The organism is Cupriavidus basilensis, from assembly GCF_029335485.1.
Lineage (GTDB): Bacteria > Pseudomonadota > Gammaproteobacteria > Burkholderiales > Burkholderiaceae > Cupriavidus > Cupriavidus basilensis_E.
The window spans coordinates 20,322-35,869 of the sequence record NZ_JARJLM010000128.1; the positions used below are offsets into that span (position 1 = coordinate 20,322).

Genomic DNA, 15,548 nt, shown 5'->3' on the forward strand with positions numbered 1-15,548 from the left:
GCGGATTCACCTCTGCCTGCGGATTGCACGAAGGTTCTTGTCGCCGTGTGATGTCCGATTCTCAATTGCGCAATCAGAATGATGACTAGCATCCACCAGCATGATAACCTTCATGCTGAGGAACTTTTGGGAGTTGGACATGGGGCATTCACAAGCCGAGAAGGCGCAGAGCCGCGAGCGCATCCTGCAGCAAGCTGCAGCGCAGATCCGCGAGACTGGCCTGGAGTCGGTCAGCGTCGTAAAGCTGATGCGTAGCGTCAACCTGACGCACGGCGGCTTCTATGGGCATTTCGGCTCGCGTTCAGAACTGCTTGCCCATGCCCTGGAGCGCGCGCTAGGCGATGGCGAAGCTGCCGCCAGTGCCGCGCGTGACAGCGCAACGCCAACGGCCTACAGCACGATGGTTCGCAGCTATCTCAGCCGCGCGCATCGCGACTCGCGCAAAACTGGCTGCGCCATTGCGGCCTTGGCATCCGACGTGGCACGCGCAGACGAACTGTCGCGCGGCGTCATGGAAGAGCACGTCGAGCACTTCGTATCAAAGGTCGCCGCGGCCATGAAGGAGCAGTGCGAAGAGCGCGCACTGCTCGCTGTGAGCGCCATGGTTGGCGGCCTGCTTCTGTCGAGGGTCATGACCGATCCAAAGCGGTCAGATGAAATGCTTCGTTCGTTGCGTCACGAGTTGGAGCGGTTCAACGAAACCCGCGCCACGGATCGCTGATCGCGCCACCACCCGCCCAGGGTGAGACGTTCGCCTTGTTGCCTGCATCTGCCCAAGCCGAACGCCGATCAACCGGACTATTTGCCCACAACCGCACTGCAGGAAAACAAATGCAACCAAGCAGTTTGACTCATCCTCTGGATCGGGCCACGACGCTCGCTCGCAACGAGGACGGCTCGATGACCGGCCAGACCGATGCCGCCTATGCCAACATGGTCGGCCCATTCGGCGGTATCACCGCCGCCGTGATCATGAAGGCCTTGCTGGTGCACCCGGAACGTCTTGGCGAGCCGGTCTCACTGACGATCAACTACGCCGCACCGATCGCCGACGGCGAATACCGCATCCATGCAGTCCCCGTACGCACCAATCGCTCCACCCAGCACTGGTCTATCACCTTGAGTCAGGGCAAGGAGCTGACCACCACCGCCACGGCGGTATTTGCGCTCCGTCGTGATACGTGGACCACCACGGAGATTCTGGCGCCGGACGTTCCAGCGGCAGTCGCCGTGCCAAGCTCTCGGCTTGCCAACACCGACCGCGCATGGTTCGACAACTATGAGATGCGTTTCGTGCGCGGGCACCTCCTTGACCAGTCGAAACCCGAGGACGAACGGGACTCGGTCACGGTGCTTTGGGTCCGCGACAATCCGCCGCGGCCCCTGGACCTCGTCTCGCTGACATCGATTTGCGATTCCTTTGCACCGCGGATCATCGTGCGCAGGCCCAAGTGGGTGCCTTTCGGCACCGTGTCGATCACCATCTACTTCCAAGCGGGAAATGCGCAACTGGAGGCACAGGGTGACCGACCGGTACTAGGTATCGCCCGCGCTTCGCACTTCGGGCGTGGCTACCACGACCAGACGGCCGAAGTCTGGAGCGACAGCGGCACCCTTCTCGCGACGAGCCACCAGGTCGTCTACTTCAAGGAATGACGACGTGAGCCGGATGCCGCCCCCGCCACAAGCGGCAATTCACCCATGCGAGGGCTAAGTCGCCTCCCTGACGCGTGCATTGGAGGGGGGGCTGCGACTGGTGCCGGATCGGGCCATGATATATTTCGCATGCAAATATTCCCATGTCTTTTTTTGGGCTTGACTATGTCACCCTCATGCGCCGCTATCCCGCCTTCCTCTCTCCCCGTTCCGGAGAGCATTCACAACCGAACTGCCGCTGCTGCCAGGTGAGGCAATGAATCATCGCCTCGTTTACCTGCTGAATGTTGGCCAGCGGCGGTTGCAACGCTGGACCCAGGCGCGCACATCAGCGGGCGGGGTAACTGCGTCGCAAGCTGGCTTGTTGTTCTTCCTCGAGAAGAACAACGGAGCGCTGATGGGCGAGGCGGCGGCCGCACTCGATCTTGGCGCTCCAGGCATCAGCGGCCTGGCCGATCGCATGGAGAGGCTGGGCTTGATCGATCGCAAACCGGATGGGGTGGACCGTCGCTCATGGCGACTTTGGCTAACGGTGGAAGGGCGTTCCGCCTTCAAGCGCTCCCGGGCAGGCTTGACGGAGTTGAATGCGCGTCTTACCGAAGGGTTCAGCGAATCAGAAATTGAGGTTGTCGCGAGGTGGCTGACCAGCCTGCAGGATAAGTTCCCTGTGTCGGATGCAGACTAGCCATTGCGCACGCACAAAGGCCAGTCTGCATGACGCGACGCCAGGTTGCCGGCATCGCGCTATCGTTGAGCCAGCCCCGAAAAATCGGGCTGGCGCTTCTGCGCAAACGCCATGAACGCTTCCTTTGCCTCGGCGCTCTGCAAGCGCTTCACGAATGTGGCGCTCTCGGCGTCCATTTGGGCGACCAGTCTCTGCGCATCGCGCATCAACTGCTTCGTCGATGTCAGGGAGCCGAGAGGCTTCGTGGCAATCTTCTCGGCGATTCGTCTCGCCTCCTGCCGCAGTTCCGGCGTCGCTACAGTCTTGTTGGCGATGCCCCATGCCAGGGCGCTGGCTGCGGGCACCGGTTCGCCTAGCGCAAACATCTCGAACGCGCGCGCGTGCCCGATCCTGAGAGGAAGAAGATAGCTGGAGGCGGCTTCTGGAACCAGGGCGAGATTGACGAAAGGGGTGATCAACTGTGCATCGTCAGCCAGTATCACGTAGTCACAGTGGAGCAGCATGGTGGTTCCGATGCCGACAGCCTTTCCTTGAACGGCCGCGAGGATTGGAACGGTGGCTTCTGCCAGGTTGCGCAGGAATCGAACGACGTGACGTTCCTCGGGACCATTGCCCACGGCTTGCGCGGCGAATTCGCTGACATCGTTCCCGGCAGTAAAGGTGTCGCCATCCGCCTGAATCAGCACCACCTTGATCTCGCCATCCGATCTCGCCCTTCCGACTGCATCTGCAAGGGCGCCGTACATGTCGTTGGTTAACGCATTCTTCTTGTCCTGCCGCGAAATCGTGACTGTCAGTACGCCATTGATAAGGTCAACTTTCACTTCTGGGATCACAGCTATGTCTCCTGAGAATCGGAAGCGGCCACGCTGTCGCCGATGTCCGGCGCTGCGTGCTTGGCGCAGATGCTTCCAGGTTGGAAAAACTTTAATTTCGCATGCGAAGTATATACCGTTCGCATGCGAAGTAAACCTCGAGGATTGGTTGTCGTTTGACCACGTAGTGCTTGATGTAGGGTTTTGTCCCGGCCGGGACAGGGGGTGCAGCTGATCGAAGCGATCTGGCGCTTGCCGGCCCGGACGATCTTGCCATGGACGACAAAGGCATCGCCTGCAGGGACCCGGAGGCTTGGCAGCAAGCGCTCGCAGAGCCCGCAGAACTCATTTCAGCTTGAAGAGGATCTTCGATCCTTTGCCGCTCGCCGCGATAGCCTTGCGATAGTCCTCCAGCGAATAGACACCGCCTATTGGAGAGTGCAATTTGCCTTCAGAGATCAGCTGCAGTCCTTCCCGAAGCCCAGCGGCGAGCGCTGCAGACCCACGGATATGCGCATGGCCAAGAAAGAGGCCGCGGATCTTGATGTCGCGGAAGATCACGTCCATGGGATTGGCCAAGCCAGGCTCCCCGCTCATTGCCGAGTAGACAACGACGGTCCCGCCAAACTCGACCAGTTTGGTGACTGAGGCCAGCGAAGCTCCGCCCACACCATCCAGGCCAAGCCGGATCGGCGCGTTGCCAATGGCCTTTGCCACCCTCGCGGTAAGCTCCCTGCCTTCCTGCAGCACAACGTCTGCGCCGAGCGCCTCGACGGCAGCGATGACCTCGGGGCGGCGGACAAGATTCACCGTGCGGTATCCGCGCGCTTTCGCTATCGCGATCACGCTGGCTGCGACGCTCGAATTGCCCGCATTCTGAACAATCCAGTCACCGGGCTTGAGGTCGACAAAATTGCCGAGAAGCAGCGCCGCCGTTGGCGGATTGACGGCCCCCATCGACAACTGCTGCACGTCAGCCTGGGGAGGCAGCGGAAACAGCTTGTCGGCTGGCGCTGCGAGCCGCTCGCGCCAGGTCGGCGAGCCGCCTGGCACAAAGACGAGATCGCCTGGTTGCACCGTCGTGACGCCTTCGCCCGTTTCGAGCACGCGTGCGATGCCCTCGGTTCCCAGAATCGACGGGAGTGGGGGCGTCATGACCCGCCCACGCGCGGCGTTCAGGTCATAGGGATTGATCGGCGAGTACAGCACTTCGAGCAGCGCCTCTCCGTGGCCGGCGGGCCCCGGTTCGGGAAGCTCAACGAGTTCGATCACGTCCAAAGGATCGCCGTGCTTCGATATTTGCAGTGCTTTCATCAGAACAACTCCATTGAAGGGACGCACGATGCTCGCGCCCAAATTCATCATCCCGGGGCATCAAGCCGCCCCGACTCCATGCTCCCGGGCGTCCGGGGGCTTCTCTTTCACAGGCCACGGTCAGGTCAGTGTTGCCAGTGCTGCCCGATCGAAATCCTGCAACTCGCCGGTTCGCCCTTCCCGTACCTTGCGCACCCAATGGGGGTCCTGCAGTAGCGCTCGCCCGACGGCGACGAGGTCGAACTCGTCGCGCTCCATGCGCCGGACCAACTCATCCAGCGAGGCAACTTTTGCGGCCTCCCCCGAACCGCCGCTGATGAAGTCATTGGTCAGCCCCACCGAGCCGACGGTGATCACCGGAACACCGGCCAGCTTCTTGACCCAGCCTGCAAAACTGAGGTCCGATCCGTTGAATTCGGGCTCCCAGAACCGCCGTTGCGAGCAGTGGATGATGTCGGCGCCAGCGTCGGTCAATGTGGTCACCCATGCCTCCAGTTCGTCTGGCGTGGTGGCGAGCTTCACTTGATAATCCTGCTGCTTCCACTGGCTGATGCGAATGATGATGGGGAAATCCGGACCGACGGCGACACGCACCGCGCGAAGCATGTCTGCGGTGAAGCGCGCCCGGCCTGGCAGGGTCGGCGAGCCATACCTGTCCGACCGCTCGTTGGTGCCGTCCCAGAAGAACTGGTCGATCAGGTAGCCGTGCGCGCCGTGCAGTTCGACGGCCTCAAAGCCCAGCGCCTTGGCGTACGCGCTGGCCTGTGCGAACGCCTCGATCACATCGGCGACCTGCTCTTCGCTCATGCCCTCGTCAAATTTCCTGCCCGGGCGCGTGAGACCCGATGGGCTTTCATACGGTGTGGCAGGTGCCCAGTTGGAACTGCGGTTGTGTACCGCACCAACGTGCCAGAGTTGGGGGGCCACAGCCCCGCCCGCGGCATGAACCTCATCGAGCACGCGCTTCCACGCAGCGAGCTCCCGTTCGCCATGAAAGCGTGGAACGTTCGGATCGTTCAGGGCAGCCGGGCGCGCGACCCCTGTTCCTTCCGAAATGATGAGACCGACCTCGCCCTCGGCGCGACGGCGGTAATAGGCGGCCACCTGTGCCGTGACGACGCCACCGGGCGAGAAGGATCTCGTCAGTGGCGCCATCACGAAGCGGTTGCGCAACTGCAATCCTTTGAAAGCAAACGGTTGAAACAGAATGTCCATGGCTAGCCTTTCCTTGTGGGTTGCCGTTGTGATCAAGACCGTACGAAAATGCGTTTTTTCTCGCCCCGACCGAACGCTTCAAGGGCGCGCTCCCAGGGCAATACCTCGTGGGGAATCCGGGTCGTGCCAATCAGGCCCTTGTCGATGCGTTCCAGCACCTGATCCATCAGCGCCCGGGCATGTGGCTGGCCGGTGAAGTAGGTGATGTTCTTGGCAAACAAGGTATGGACGGGCATCTCGAATCCCTGAAAGTAGGGCGTCGTCGTGGTGCAGACGCCGCCCGGGGCGACATGCTTCAGTCCCTCGGTCAGCATGGCAGGGCTACCGCTGTTGTCCGAGAGAATGGAGAAGCTGCGATCGCCGAGGTCCGCATAGGCAAGGGCACGGGCGCCCATCTGTTCGGCCCACGCCCGATGCTGTGGCGTGTCTGACGCCAGGATGAGATCCTCCACGCCCAGCGCCTTTGCTGCGGCGATGGCATAGAGGCTCATGTTGATCGCCACGCCGGAAAGCACGAGCACCGAAGGCCGGTCGTAGTTCGCGAGGAACGGCGCAATCGTGCGGTAGGTGTCAACCAGGTTGCAGCCCACAGCAGCGCAGTCGATGGCGCTCACGCCTGCGGGCACAGGGACGAGCATCCCGTCGGCAAAAGGAACCAGCAGGCGGTCTGACATCCCGCCCCCCCAGTCGCCGCCTGCCGGGCCTAAGCCGTAGTTCGCCAGCAGAGGTCGCGAACTGCAGCAATTTGTGCGCCCATGTCCACACTCGCCACACGTGCCGCAACTGATGTGCAACGGCAGCACGACCTGCATGCCGACAGATACGCTGGCAACGTCAGCGCCTGTCTCGATGACTTCGGCAACGATCTCGTGGCCCAAGGCGACGGGGCCGGGGAGATGGATCCGGCCTTGGACCAAGGCGCGATCGAAGTCGCAAACGCCGACGGCAATCGGGCGGACGATCGCTGCCTGCGGACTGTTCAACGTGGGCGGCGCCACCTCCTGCCACCCAAGTTCGCCGGCTCGCTTCATGACGAGTTGCTGCATCTTGCCCCCTATGACGATTGTCCTAATCGTCCTTGCAATCTAATATAAGACGATCGTCATAGTCAAGAAGGATCGTGCATCACCATGTCTTCACGCGACCAAATGATTGCCACCGGCATCGAGATGTTCAGGCGCGAGGGTTACCAATCGTGTTCCTGGCGCAAGCTCGTCGAGAAGTCAGGCGCCCCGTGGGGATCGGCCTACCACTACTTCCCGCAAGGCAAGGAGCAACTGGGCGTGGCCGTCATTGAGCGGGCGGCGCAACTGGGCGCTGCCTGGATCGCTCGGTCTTTCGAGGGACAGGCGAGCGCCGCCGAGGGGATCACCGCCGTGCTGCGCGGCAGCGCCCAATTGCTCGGCCACGAGCGCTACCAGGCGGGGTGCCCCATCGCGGTTGTCATCCTTGAGCGTGGTTCACATTCCCCGGCCCTCACCGCGGCCTGCGCGGCGGCGTTCGAGAGCTGGCGGCGGCAGCTCGCACAGGCATTGGAAGCGCGTGGATTCGAGGTCGAGCGCGCCAGCGGCATCGCGTTGATCACGCTAGTCGTGCTGGAAGGCTGCCTTGTGCTCGCGCGGGCAGCCGGTTCGACAGAAGCGTTCGAGGTGGGCCTGGCCACGCTGCTTGCCCAGCTCGGAGAACAGGGACAGGCTGGACCTGTCGCAGTAAGGACGTGAAGAGGCTCCCGGGGGCAGCCGTGATAGGAATTTGACATGCGTGCCCGTGCTATCCTTCCGGGTCTTGGCCTGGAGACCGAGGCTTGCCGCGCATCCCGGTCAGGTATCAATCGCACATCAAATTGCAGGTTTCACGCGTGTCCGATCCGCTGGTTGGCTCATTGATTCGATGGCGCCTTCATTGGTGGGGCGTGGCCACCGGACGCGTGGTCGTGCGCCACTGGCAGTGGTTCGTTCTGGCGGGCGTGCTCGTTCCCGCTGGCGCACCGCTGCGCGGCCTGCTGCTTGCCCTGGCTTCCCCGCTCCTGCAGGCGGTGCAGGTCGGTCACGGCGTCGGCTGGCATTTCACGCGTATCGGGGCGATCGAGCTCGTTGCGGCCGCCTGGGTTCTCGTGCAGCGCCATGCGATCGCGGGCGGCGATTTCCTCCCTTATGTCAGAGCATTGCCCCTGACTGCTGCCCAGCGGCGCATCGTGGACCTTGCAGTGCTGGTGCCGGCCAATACCCTGCTACTCGTTCCCGTCGCCGCGACCCTGCTTCTGGCCCCCGTGCTCGGATTTTTCACGGGTGGGCTGATGCCTGCCGCCATCCCGGTGCTGGCGGTGCTGGCGCTGCTGGTGCAACTCGTCGTGCTCGAAGGCCGCGCGCTGGCTGCCGTGCCGATCCTGGCAGCCGACCTGGCCCTGAGCTGGGCTCTGTCCGGTGTATCGGCTATTGCGCAGTGGTCCGCGTTGAGCGCCGCGTTCGTGCTCGGTCTGTCTGCACTGGTGCCGACGCCACGCATCCCCTTACCCGTAGCCGACCGGGCGCAGCGGCGCATGGCGGCCGCCGAGCGTCTGCTGGGACCTACTTGGCGGATCCAGTGCAAGGCGCTCGCCGCTCGGGCCGCCACGCTTATGCGAACCCTGGCGCTGTCCGCCATCGCGCTGGCCGCAAACATCCTGTACGCGGCGTTCGCCTTCGACGACCGAGCCCTGCCCACCGCGGCGCTGATGCTTGCGGCGCTCGCGCTGGTCACGGCGGGGTGGTATCGCACCCTGCACGACGCGCACGCACCGGTGTCGGATTTCCTTTCGACGCTGCCGCTGTCCCGACACTTCTGGCGGTGGCGGGACATCCGTTTCATCGCCGTGCTCGGCGCGCTGCCAGCATCGGCCGTGCTGGGGCCGCTGCTCGTGCGGGCTCCACACCGCCTTCCGGCAGTCGCGCTGCTGTTGCTCGGATACTGGGCTCTGCTCGCCGCGCTGCGCTGGCCCTTGCTGCGTGGTGGACGTCAAGCGACGCTGCTGGCTGCGATGATGGCCGGCGCCTGGTCGGCTGCCGCAGTGGCGGCAACCCATTGAGGAGATTGGCCTGTGCTGCGTTTCGAGGGATTGTCCAAGTCGTTCGGCTGGAGGCGGGTGATCCACGGCGCCGCCGGCACATTGGGGCCGGGCGCCTATGCGCTGCAAGGGGCCAACGGCAGCGGCAAGTCGACGCTGCTGGCCTTGCTCGCGGGAGCTATCGCGCCAGACGCCGGGGAGGTGTGGATCGATGGGCTCAGCTTGGCTCGCGACCCGGTCCGAGCGCGGCAGCGGCTCGCCTATGCGCCAGATCAAAGTCCGATCTATCCCTTCATGACAGGGTACGATCTGCTCGACTTCGTCGCAACGGCCCGGGCATGCTGCGTGGATGATTCGGTCATGGACATGGTCGAGGAGGCTGGCTTGACTTCCCACCTCCCCACACGGTTCTCCGCGATGTCGCTAGGAACGCAGAAGAAATTCCTTCTGTGTGCGGCCTGGATTGGCAACACGCCAGTGCTGCTGCTCGACGAGCCGAGCAATGGGCTCGACCTCACCGCCCGCGCGGTGGTCGAGCGCCGCATCGTCGAGCGTTCGGCAACGAGGCTCACGCTCTTTGCGAGCCACGACGGCGCATTCATCAATGCCTGCGGGGCCAGTGTTGTCCCGCTCGGCGAATTGCTGTCGCCTGCGGGCTAAAGCAAGCCGAACGAACCCCGCCAGTGCCTTCCAGCGTCCGGCGCCTCGTGCTGGTGAACCACGTGAAGGCCCATGACGGATGCGGACATGGTGAAATGGTCAGCCTGATCAGGATGCCGCAGTAGGCCTTGCGCTCGCGCTGGATCCGCGCGGACGGGCTGTAGAAGCGCTGCGGGCTGCGATCGGCGCGCGTGCCAGCAGCAGGTCGCCGATGGTGCGGCGACGCGGCCGTTGCCGTCGTGCTTCAGAAAATCTGAAGCGATCCCATCTGCGGCAGCTAAAGATTGCTGCCGGGCGTCCGTAATGTTGTTGAGCTTGGACGGCGTGCGCGCGTCGTCCACCGTGCAACATTCTGGCGAGATTCTGGAAATGGGAAGAGTTCTACTGCTTGAAGACGAAGCCGAGTTACGCGAGGAAATCGCGGTCTTCCTGCAAAAGCGCGGCTGGCAGGTCAGCCACGCCAGTACCCTGGCGGAATTTCGACCACAGGCCCTTCAGGCGGATATCGCGGTTGTCGATGTCATGCTGCCGGACGGCTCCGGCTTCGATGCCGTCAGTTGGCTTCGGGAGCAGCGTGCGGGCTGCGGCATCGTCATGCTCACGGCCCTTGGCGATACGCACGATCGTGTGCGTGGCTTGACCGATGGTGCGGACCACTACCTGGTCAAGCCGATCAAACTACTGGAGTTTGATGCGGTGCTGCGTGCGCTCAGCCGGCGCGTGGTCGTCAACTGGCGCCTGGACCTCCAGGCCGGCACGCTGGAGGACCCGGCCGGCGACCGGCTGATCGTTTCCAGCAATGAAAGCAGGTTGCTTGAAATGCTGGCCCGCCATCCGGCCCAGCCGGTCGAGCGCCGGGAGATCGCCGAGGGCTTCGGCTTCAACTGGATGCACTACGACGAGCGCCGGCTGGAAACCCTGGTCAGCCGTCTGCGCCAGCGCTGGCGCTGCGAGGCGGGATCGGAACTGCCGCTCAAGACTGCGCATCGCAAGGGCTACACCTTTGCCGCGCCGCTGTCGGTAGCATGAGCGCCGCTCGGGTCAGAGCGGCTGCAGCACTGCGCCGTCGGGTGCGAGCGAGCCTGGGCATGGCTCTGCCGGAAGAAAGACGCGTACAAGGCAGCCGCGACCCGGGGTACTCTCCAGCGTGAGCGAACCGCCCTGGATCTCGACCATGCGCCGTGCCAGCGGCAACCCCAGCCCGGTTCCTGGCTTCCGGCCCGCGTTCTGGCCGCGATAGAAGCGGTCGAAGATATGAGGCAGGTCGGCCGTCGGGATGCCCTGGCCGTCGTCTTGTACCTCGAGTTCGACGCCCTGCGCCACCGTGCGCCCGCGCAGCGTTACGCGGCTACCGACCGGCGTGTACTTGACAGCGTTGTCGGCCAGTGAGCGCAGGACCAGCCGCAGCAGGCTTGCGTCGCACTGGAAGTCCTTGGGCAATGCATAGGCGTCCACTGCCAGCGCATGCCCTTCGGAGAGCAGGTGCGCTGCGGCCGCGGCATCTTCCAGCAGCGAGGCCAGGTCGACAGGTGCGGGCCGTGCGCCATGGTGCAGCAGCTCGAAGCAGCTCTCGTTGAGCGAGTCGTTGAGCAGCAACGTCATGCGTTGCGTGGCGCGCAGGATCTTCTTGTATCGCGCCGACGCCTGCGGGTCGCCTTCGGTATCGTCCAGTTCCAGGTTCTGTGCCGTGATGTCGATCACGGCCAGTGGCGTGCGCAACTCGTGCGAGACCGTGGCCAGAAACTGCCGTTGCTCTTCCTGCGCGCGCCGCTCCAGCGACAACGCTGCCTCCACGCGCGCCATCGCCTCGCGCAGGGACTGCGTGCGCAGTGCCACCTTGGCCTCCAGGTCGCGCTCGGCCTGGCGTGCGACGCGCAGCGCTTCCGCCTGGGCCGATTCCTTTTGCGAACGCATGTCGGTGTACTGCCGGCTGATGGCGGAGTTCATGATCAGCAGAAAGGCCATCATGCCCAGGTAGCTGGCGTTATCGACGAACACGCCCGAATCGATCCAGCCGACATTGCGCGCCAGCCGCAGCACCGTGCCGCCAACCAGCAGCGTGAGCACCAGCAGAATGACACGTGCCGGCCGGTAGCCGCGCCAGGTCATCCAGCCCGAAAGGCCGAGCAATACGCCGATGACGACCAGTTCCCAGAGCAGGTTGAGCGGACGTACCCACCAGATGTTGACGACCACCAGGAAAGGTGCGGAGAGGATGGCAACCGCCCAGGTCAGGTTCGAGAAGCCGCGCACCCAGGGCCGCCATGGAGAGTCAAAGAGGCCAAGATAGTGCAGCGTGAACAGTACGCCCAACGGCACGGCTGAGAACCAGCTCACGACATACAACGTATCGGCGAGCAGCGGCCAGCCCGGCAGCAGGTATTGATAGGTGAAGCCCTCGGCCGACATCGATGTGAACATGTCGGCCAGCACAGTCAGGCTGAACAGCCCGAACGAGCGGTGCCGCGTCACCCAGTAGAACCATCCGCAGGTAATCAGCAGCACCAGGTGCGCGGCGTAGAACAGCCCGAACAGCAGTTGTTCCGTACCGATGGCGCCGATGAACGCATCCGGCGACCAAATGGTCAGCGGGAAGCTGAGCGTGCTGGTGCTGCGCACGCGTACATACACGGTGACAGGATGCTCGGGCGGAAGGTTCAGCAGGAAGACCGGCGTGCGGTGGAAGACGTCGCGCCCTTCCAGCGGTTGCCGGTCGCCGGCGATGCGTGCGCCGTAGCCGCCGCCAGGTTGGGGCGTGTAGAGGGTGACGTCGTCGAGCAGGGCGGATCCCAACTGCAGCAGCCATTGCGGCGAGGCGTCCTCCGGCCGTGTCAGCGTGATGCGCAGCCACACGCTGCCATGCCGGTAGCCCAGCGCCGGCGGCGCGGTCTGCGGGCGGAAGGCGGTGGCGATTTCAGGTTGCCCCATCTGCTCGACGGTCAGGGTGTCCTGTGGGTCGAGCAACAGCTCCCAATGGCGGTCAAGTGCGATCTTCCCTGAAGCCGGCAGGCGCAAACCGGCTTGCACCGTGCCGGGAATGAGGGTGAAAAACAGGACGACGCAAAGCGCCCGGATCATGGCGGCTACCGGGCTGGAGCCGGCGCGGTGCAGTTCTCGCCACTTGCCTTTCTTCAAACCTTCCTCCAATCACTGTGTACCTGTACCGCGCCACCGGAGCGCCAGGCAGCGTGCCGCGATGCGTGTGCCGCAGCGGCAGGACTATAGCCCACCCGCGGTTGCTTCTGGTGCCGCCGGTGGCAATGTCAGAACTTGTCAGCATTCCTGGCAGGCCGCTGGCGTGGAGGTGAATTGGGTCGGAGACGGGAATGGCACGGACATCTCGGAGACTCTGGATCGGGGTGTTGGACGGGGATTCCAGCAGGGCTGGGCAGGTCACGGATTGGACGCGGATCGTCGGATTCCCGGCTGGTCAAACATGGCGGGGCGATCCCCGGACCCATGCCCGGGAAAATCTGCCGCGCAGGGAGGCCTGTCAGAGATGCTGGTCCCGGTGCCGGTCTTGCCGAAGCCTTTTTCCTTGCACCTGGCGCTGCGGAGGGCTTCGGCGGGCGCCCGGAGCGGCGGAGCGGGGAGTGTGCCGGTCTGTGAGGAGCGCTTCCTGGGCCGGATGGCCTGGTCCCGCTCGGGGGCTGTCGCATACAGCGGTGCAGCCAGCCAATGTTTCGTTCGACAACCCAGCGCGTCTTGCCAAGACCGCTGCCGGGGGGCTCGCCGCGGCGAGCGATCTCGGGGGCGATGCCGGCAGCGTGCAGGGGCTTGCGGTACTTGTCGTGGCAGTAGCCGCGCCCCCTGAACGATGCGTCGCTTGGACCAGGGGCGGCCCCAGTTGCCGCGGATCGGAAGAATCGCCTCGATCAGCGCCACCAGTCAGGTGACGTCATTGCGGTTGGCGCCGGTCAGTATCAGCGCCGATGGAATACCCGTGAGCACGATCGTCCAGCAGTTTGCGCCTGGGTAAGCGGGCGCGCCGGGCCCGGTCCGCTGGTCAAGCGGGCGCGCCCGCCCCGCCGGCGGCCGCCACGCGCCGGCCCGGCAGCGGCAGGCGGCGCAGGAAGCGGAACATGCCGTGCTGGTCGATCCAGCGGGCATAGGCCAGGTAGCCGGAATCGCGCGACAGGTGCCGCTCCTCGGTCCAGGCACGCAGCGCGTAGATGCCGTTGACGGCCAGCAGCAGCAGGCAGTGGCGCAGCGTCTCGCCGGCCGGGCCGTGCGCGATGAAGGGAATCGAGATCATCCACCACGACAGGTTCTTGGCCACGTAGGCCGGATGCTTGGTCCAGCGGTAGGGCCCGTTGGTGATGATGCCGCGGTGGGTCAGGTTCGAGAAACGCGCGCCGAAGCTGACCGTGGCCCAGACATAGATGGCCGTCAGCAGCAGGATGGCGCTGCCCCAGATGGTGTACAGCAGCGGCGTGTTCCACAGCCAGGCGCCCCACTTGAAGTCCGTGTCGTAGGCCAGGTACTGGCGCCCATAGAGCGACCAGAACGGCTCGTAGCAGACCAGCGCCACCGCCCAGCCCAGCATGGTCGGCTCGGCCGAGCGCAGGTGCGTGTCGGCGACGCGCAGCGCCAGCAGGTAGCCCATCGCCACCAGTCCCACGTCGATGAAGTAGAACAGGCCGTACAGCAGGTCGAACCAGGCCTTGAAGCCGGTGAGCTGGCTGAAGTCGGCGGACAGGAAGCGCGCCAGGTCGTTGCACATATAGGTGAACATCAGCGGCAGGAAGAAGCCCTTCACCAGCCAGCCCAGCAGATGCTGGCCGACGATGCGGGCATCCACCTTGTCCCACTGCATGGCCACCATCCGGCCCAGGTGCCAGTAGCCATCGAGCGGGCGCGCCATCCTGCGGTCGACGAAGTAGAAGTACGGCAGCGCCAGCGCCAGCCACGGCGGCAGCACCAGCCGCAGCATCGCGTAGTAGCGGTCGTAGTAATCGCCGTGGTACTCCGGGAACAGCCAGTACAGCAGCGCGACGAAGCCCAGGCTGCCGAACAGGCCGGCCAACTTGAACAGGCTGCGCTGCCACGACGGATGGTCGCGGCCGAAGTCCAGCCCGGTCGACGCGCGCCGGTACGCCTTCAGCCACAGCAGGTCCACCAGCAGCACCGCTGCCGAGGTCATGCCGAGCATGAAGAGTGCGGACTTCACCACATCGTCGCCGAAGGGCCGGTCGGTGCGCAGGATAACCAGCGCCAGCAGGAACGCTGCCAAGCCGGCGGCGGCCACTGCGCCGTGGGTGGCCGAGCGCGGTCGCGCCGCCCTCGGCTCGCGCGTGCTGGCGCGCTTCCCGTCCGTCGCGGCGCCGGCCTGGCACCCATCTTTTGCCACATCGTTCTCAGTCACATCCCACCTCATTTACTGGTTGCGCTCGGTGATCACCAGCGGCACGCGCACATCGCCCACCGTCATCACCGCCTGCACCGGCAGCGCGCCCGCCGGCACCGACGTGGCGGTGAACGCGCGCGACTGCGGCGCGAAGCGCAGCCACGACGGCAAGGCCCGGCCATCGGCCAGCGTCACCTGAGCCGTGGCGCCCTGCGCCGCGCCCGGCACCGCCTGCGCGGGCAGCGTAAAGCGGAAGTGGCTGCCCGGCCGCGCCATCGCCTTCGGCACCGACACCGCAATGAGATCGGACGGATGGCCCGAAGCCTTGAGGCTCACGGTGACCGAGATGCCATTCGGATCCTCGGCGGGGCCGTTCGCGCTGCCGGCGGCATCGCTGCGGCCGGACTGCGCGGCGGCATCGTTCGGCGCCAGGCGGGTGCCGGATGCCGCGTTGCCGCTTTCGCTCGACGGCGAAGTGCCACCGCTGGACGAACCTGCGCCTTCGGTCGCTCCGCCGCTGGAGCTACTGGTCGACGAACTGCCATTGCCGGAAGACGAACCACTGCCGCTGGACGAACCACTGCCGCTGGACGAACTACCGCTGCTGGACGAGCTACCGCTGCCGGAAGAGGAGCCGCTACCGCTGGACAAGCCCGCGTCATCGGGCTTGCCGCCGCTGGAGCCGCTGCTTGACGAACTTCCATTGCCGGACGACGAGCCGCTGCCGCTGGACGAACTGCCGCTACCGGAAGAGGAGCCACTGCCGCTCGACGAGCCTGCGTCATCGGGCTTGCCGCCGCTGGAGCTGCCGCT

General features: G+C 64.8%; 14 protein-coding genes and 2 pseudogenes. 8 read left to right on the plus strand and 8 right to left on the minus strand.

The annotated features are described in order from the left end of the window. Window positions 1-100 precede the first annotated feature (100 nt). The 3 genes from P3W85_RS07230 to P3W85_RS07240 all read left to right on the plus strand — a co-directional run bounded on the left by P3W85_RS07230 (window position 101) and on the right by P3W85_RS07240 (window position 2,341). Window positions 101-721 carry a TetR/AcrR family transcriptional regulator gene (locus tag P3W85_RS07230; RefSeq protein WP_276264280.1) on the plus strand — a complete coding sequence of 207 codons (621 nt, stop codon included), beginning with the start codon at window positions 101-103 and terminating at the stop codon, window positions 719-721. Window positions 722-831: 110 nt separating this feature from the next. Next, window positions 832-1,656, plus strand: coding sequence for an acyl-CoA thioesterase (locus P3W85_RS07235; RefSeq protein ID WP_276264281.1), 825 nt, complete (start codon window positions 832-834; stop codon window positions 1,654-1,656). Between the two features lie 256 nt (window positions 1,657-1,912). Then, complete coding sequence (locus tag P3W85_RS07240; protein WP_276264282.1) at window positions 1,913-2,341, plus strand: MarR family winged helix-turn-helix transcriptional regulator; 429 nt, start codon at window positions 1,913-1,915, stop codon at window positions 2,339-2,341. A gap of 59 nt (window positions 2,342-2,400) precedes the next feature. Here P3W85_RS07240 and P3W85_RS07245 read toward each other — a convergent pair whose 3' ends face one another. The 4 genes from P3W85_RS07245 to P3W85_RS07260 all read right to left on the minus strand — a co-directional run bounded on the left by P3W85_RS07245 (window position 2,401) and on the right by P3W85_RS07260 (window position 6,731). After that, the gene (locus P3W85_RS07245; protein ID WP_276264283.1) at window positions 2,401-3,177 is read right to left on the minus strand and encodes an enoyl-CoA hydratase; all 777 of its coding nucleotides are present in this window, start codon (window positions 3,175-3,177) and stop codon (window positions 2,401-2,403) included. 324 nt (window positions 3,178-3,501) lie between these two features. Further along, the gene (locus P3W85_RS07250; protein WP_276264284.1) at window positions 3,502-4,470 is read right to left on the minus strand and encodes an MDR family NADPH-dependent oxidoreductase; all 969 of its coding nucleotides are present in this window, start codon (window positions 4,468-4,470) and stop codon (window positions 3,502-3,504) included. 120 nt (window positions 4,471-4,590) lie between these two features. Next, window positions 4,591-5,685 (minus strand): NADH:flavin oxidoreductase, encoded by a 1,095-nt coding sequence (locus tag P3W85_RS07255; protein WP_276264285.1) that lies wholly within the window; start codon window positions 5,683-5,685, stop codon window positions 4,591-4,593. A gap of 32 nt (window positions 5,686-5,717) precedes the next feature. Then, window positions 5,718-6,731 carry an alcohol dehydrogenase catalytic domain-containing protein gene (locus P3W85_RS07260; RefSeq protein WP_276264286.1) on the minus strand — a complete coding sequence of 338 codons (1,014 nt, stop codon included), beginning with the start codon at window positions 6,729-6,731 and terminating at the stop codon, window positions 5,718-5,720. Between the two features lie 102 nt (window positions 6,732-6,833). Between P3W85_RS07260 and P3W85_RS07265 the strand changes: the two genes are divergently transcribed. From P3W85_RS07265 to P3W85_RS07280, 4 genes are all read left to right on the plus strand, one after another. Then, window positions 6,834-7,406: a TetR/AcrR family transcriptional regulator gene (locus P3W85_RS07265; protein ID WP_017228937.1), complete on the plus strand. Its 573-nt coding sequence runs from the start codon at window positions 6,834-6,836 to the stop codon at window positions 7,404-7,406. An 83-nt stretch (window positions 7,407-7,489) separates the two neighbouring features. Beyond that, window positions 7,490-8,749: a hypothetical protein gene (locus tag P3W85_RS07270; RefSeq protein ID WP_276264287.1), complete on the plus strand. Its 1,260-nt coding sequence runs from the start codon at window positions 7,490-7,492 to the stop codon at window positions 8,747-8,749. Window positions 8,750-8,761: 12 nt separating this feature from the next. Next, window positions 8,762-9,388: an ABC transporter ATP-binding protein gene (locus P3W85_RS07275; RefSeq protein ID WP_276264288.1), complete on the plus strand. Its 627-nt coding sequence runs from the start codon at window positions 8,762-8,764 to the stop codon at window positions 9,386-9,388. Between the two features lie 231 nt (window positions 9,389-9,619). Beyond that, window positions 9,620-10,417, plus strand: coding sequence for a response regulator transcription factor (locus tag P3W85_RS07280; protein WP_276264289.1), 798 nt, complete (start codon window positions 9,620-9,622; stop codon window positions 10,415-10,417). Between the two features lie 12 nt (window positions 10,418-10,429). Here the strand turns inward: P3W85_RS07280 and P3W85_RS07285 are convergent, their stop codons facing one another. From P3W85_RS07285 to P3W85_RS07300, 4 genes and pseudogenes are all read right to left on the minus strand, one after another. After that, window positions 10,430-12,523 carry a sensor histidine kinase gene (locus P3W85_RS07285; protein ID WP_276264290.1) on the minus strand — a complete coding sequence of 698 codons (2,094 nt, stop codon included), beginning with the start codon at window positions 12,521-12,523 and terminating at the stop codon, window positions 10,430-10,432. A 518-nt stretch (window positions 12,524-13,041) separates the two neighbouring features. Then, window positions 13,042-13,330 (minus strand): annotated as a pseudogene (locus P3W85_RS07290) (IS5/IS1182 family transposase); the annotation flags it as partial. Between the two features lie 64 nt (window positions 13,331-13,394). Beyond that, window positions 13,395-14,753, minus strand: a complete 1,359-nt coding sequence (locus P3W85_RS07295; protein ID WP_276264291.1) for a methyltransferase family protein — start codon at window positions 14,751-14,753, stop codon at window positions 13,395-13,397. 12 nt (window positions 14,754-14,765) lie between these two features. Beyond that, window positions 14,766-15,071: a putative Ig domain-containing protein gene (locus P3W85_RS07300; protein WP_276264292.1), complete on the minus strand. Its 306-nt coding sequence runs from the start codon at window positions 15,069-15,071 to the stop codon at window positions 14,766-14,768. Between the two features lie 10 nt (window positions 15,072-15,081). On the opposite strand from P3W85_RS07300, the pseudogene P3W85_RS07305 reads away from it, so the two are divergent. Next, window positions 15,082-15,548: pseudogene (locus P3W85_RS07305) on the plus strand (hypothetical protein); the annotation flags it as partial.

Excerpts from the sequence above, each read along its gene's own strand:
- P3W85_RS07230 (WP_276264280.1), top strand. The coding sequence starts at position 101 with ATGATAACCTTCATGCTGAGGAACTTTTGGGAGTTGGACATGGGGCAT.
- P3W85_RS07235 (WP_276264281.1), top strand. The coding sequence starts at position 832 with ATGCAACCAAGCAGTTTGACTCATCCTCTGGATCGGGCCACGACGCTC.
- P3W85_RS07240 (WP_276264282.1), top strand. The coding sequence starts at position 1,913 with ATGAATCATCGCCTCGTTTACCTGCTGAATGTTGGCCAGCGGCGGTTG.
- P3W85_RS07250 (WP_276264284.1), bottom strand. The coding sequence starts at position 4,470 with ATGAAAGCACTGCAAATATCGAAGCACGGCGATCCTTTGGACGTGATC.
- P3W85_RS07255 (WP_276264285.1), bottom strand. The coding sequence starts at position 5,685 with ATGGACATTCTGTTTCAACCGTTTGCTTTCAAAGGATTGCAGTTGCGC.
- P3W85_RS07260 (WP_276264286.1), bottom strand. The coding sequence starts at position 6,731 with ATGCAGCAACTCGTCATGAAGCGAGCCGGCGAACTTGGGTGGCAGGAG.
- P3W85_RS07265 (WP_017228937.1), top strand. The coding sequence starts at position 6,834 with ATGATTGCCACCGGCATCGAGATGTTCAGGCGCGAGGGTTACCAATCG.